This window comes from Deferribacterota bacterium (assembly GCA_034189185.1).
In the GTDB taxonomy this organism is placed as follows: domain Bacteria; phylum Chrysiogenota; class Deferribacteres; order Deferribacterales; family UBA228; genus UBA228.
In genome coordinates this window covers 1-2685 of sequence record JAXHVM010000214.1, presented here as the reverse complement: position 1 = coordinate 2685, position 2685 = coordinate 1, and the positions used below count along the sequence as shown (strand labels likewise).

At 31.0% G+C, this 2685-nt stretch carries 3 protein-coding genes; 1 reads left to right on the top strand and 2 read right to left on the bottom strand.

Annotated elements, in window-relative coordinates; all coding sequences use genetic code 11:
• Positions 1-362, top strand: a 362-nt coding sequence (locus SVN78_10075) for a hypothetical protein (protein MDY6821953.1), incomplete at its 5' end; no start/stop codon positions are given.
• 563 nt (positions 363-925) lie between these two features.
• Here the strand turns inward: SVN78_10075 and SVN78_10070 are convergent.
• Positions 926-1705: a CoA-transferase gene (locus SVN78_10070; protein ID MDY6821952.1), complete on the bottom strand. Its 780-nt coding sequence runs from the start codon at positions 1703-1705 to the stop codon at positions 926-928.
• On the bottom strand, positions 1698-2685 hold a 988-nt coding region (locus SVN78_10065), incomplete at its 5' end, for a CoA-transferase (protein ID MDY6821951.1). The genes SVN78_10065 and SVN78_10070, both read right to left, overlap by 8 nt.

Sequence of the window (2685 nt, the reverse complement as noted above, 5' to 3'; positions counted from 1 at the left end):
GATACAACTATAGACAAGTTCACTCAACCACCATGGAAGTTCCTTACTTTCGTTTACAAAAAGCTCTTAAAGAAGGCAAATCATTGTTCCGTGAATTTATTGTGCCTTCACCTTATCAATCAGTTAAAGACATTTTTTGTTTTAGAATTAATAGGATTGCAGATGCTTATAGAAAAATATCAATTAATAATTTACAATTACGAGTTAATCATCTTAATCTTCGAGAAAATGTTTCTCTAAGAATTTATCCGCTAAAGAACGGAATCTCTGACGATTTAACTCTAATTAGGTTCTGGTGTAATGAAAAATTAATTGATGTTCAGAAAATTAAAAATACCGATTTGAAAGGTATGCACTTTTAATTCTTAAACTCTGCACTTTTAAAATTTAGCAAACTGCTTAACAACTTCATAATTAGTTGAAACAATTTTGCTTTTATATTGTTTTATATATACTTGATAAGCAATTCGGTAACGTTCAAACTACCTCTTTTAAAATATCTAATATTATATTTAATTTTTGAGTGTGAATCAAATAATTAACCTTTCCATTTAAGCCCATTGAAACATTCATTTTAATTATATTTAATAAGTAAGAAATAAATATAAATTGGTAGCAATTTTAGTAAAAGCAAACCTAAAGCTTTTTAAGCTTATTTTGTACTTATTCATATTACCCTTTTAAAATTCAATAAAAAAAGCCAAGGGAAAGTCATATCTTTAAAACTATAAAGCTCTCAATGTGGAATTTTTGAGAATGTGTATATTGATATTTTTATATATACTTAAAACAATTATTAAATTATATTTTAATAATAAAAATGTTAAAAATAATTAATATAAAAAATTTTGTTAGTTATAGATAAACATTACTATAAAATATTTCAACTATTTAATTAAATTAAAATATATTTATAATTGTATGTTTAATGAGCCTTTCTCCCTATTATCACCTTTAAAGGATCCACTTTTTCTCTTAAAATCTTTAATTCTTTATCAGTTGGGGGTTCAGTAGTTGCAATTTTATCATCTCTTAATAATTCAAAGCCTGTATTTTCTATTATATCATCAAGAGTCACTCCAGGGTGAATTGATTCTATTTTCATTCTCTTAGTTTTCTCATCAAAGGTAAATATCCCCAAATTAGTTATAACCTTATAGGGGCCTGTATTTGGTGGTAACCCTGCCTCAACCCTAGCATCACCACCCGTTAAATACCCAGGTGTTGTTATAAAGTCTACCTTTTCGACAAACCTTCTTTTAGATTGGGGTGTTATTACTAATATTTTATTTGCAAGGGATCCAAAATCACATGCTCCACCACTGCCAGGAAATCTAACCTTTGGATGATAATAGTCGTTACCTATCATTGTTGAATTTAAGTTCCCATACATATCAATTTGTGCCCCACCTAAGAAACAATATTCAACCATCCCTCTCTGTAATGCATCCATCACTTCTAATATAGTTGTAGTCTGTAGTGCTTTATGTAATGTATTAGAATCTCCAACAGATATTGGCATTGATGGTAAGATTGGTGCTATACCACCTGCTTCAAACATAATTATTAGATTTGGAGAATACAGTTTTTGTGCAAGCATAGATGCAGCACATGGAGCACCTGTACCAACAGAAACAGCTGCATTATCCTCTAAAAATCTAGAAGCAGCACATATCATTAATTCCATAGGATTATATTCACTCATTTTCTCCCCCTTCAACACCTAATAATTGCTCTTTTTCTATAAGTTTTTGCATCTTTTTAAATCCTCCTTGGATATTCAGATAATCATAAAAATCTTTTGTTTGATAAATATTTTTTTCAATAAAAGCCTCATACTCTTTCTCATCTGCCTCTACTTCCAATATCTCATTTAGGTGATCAATATCCATATAGTATCTATATGGAACACCACTTGGATAACCCCCAAAAGGTACATGTACAACTGCATCTACTAAATAGTAAGGAATAACAGTTCTTGAGGGATCACTTCTAAAATATTCATCAGAGACAAGCTCTTCTGTTGTTATAATAAGTTTCTTAGTAGCTCTTGAAATATCAATATCAGATACTAATATGCCTTTAATTTCTGCATTACCATATACATCAGCAGCATGAACGTGAATGATAGCAACATCTGGATATAAAGCAGGAACGGCCAACAACTTTTTTTTAGTAAAAGGGCATTCAATCTCTATACCGGCAGAATATTTTTCAGTGTCAGTGCCAAGCATGCTCCGAATAGGGATAAAGGGAATGCCCATTGCTGCTGCCCTTAATCTCCAAGAGATTGCACTATTACTCCAATCTGTATACTCTACATTGCCTGATTCTAAATACCTACGCATCGCTTTATTTATACCCATTGCCTCAAAAGCAGCACCATAGGAAAAATCACATCTATTAAAACACTTCCCCATTGTAAGAATTGATCCACTAAGACTGGACATATGCAACGAAAAACCAAGATTCTTCTTTTTTTGTCTAACAATCTCATATAGCGCGGCAGATGGGATTCTTGTCAACCCAAAGCCGGTAGAGGCTAAATAGTCGCCATTCTCAACATATTTATCAATAGCCTCACTTAAGCTAATCAACTTATTCTTTTTTCTTTTATCCTTTTTCAGGTTATATTCTCTTATTTTATCAACATCCAATTCAGTAAATATTTTTCCTTTGTTTTGC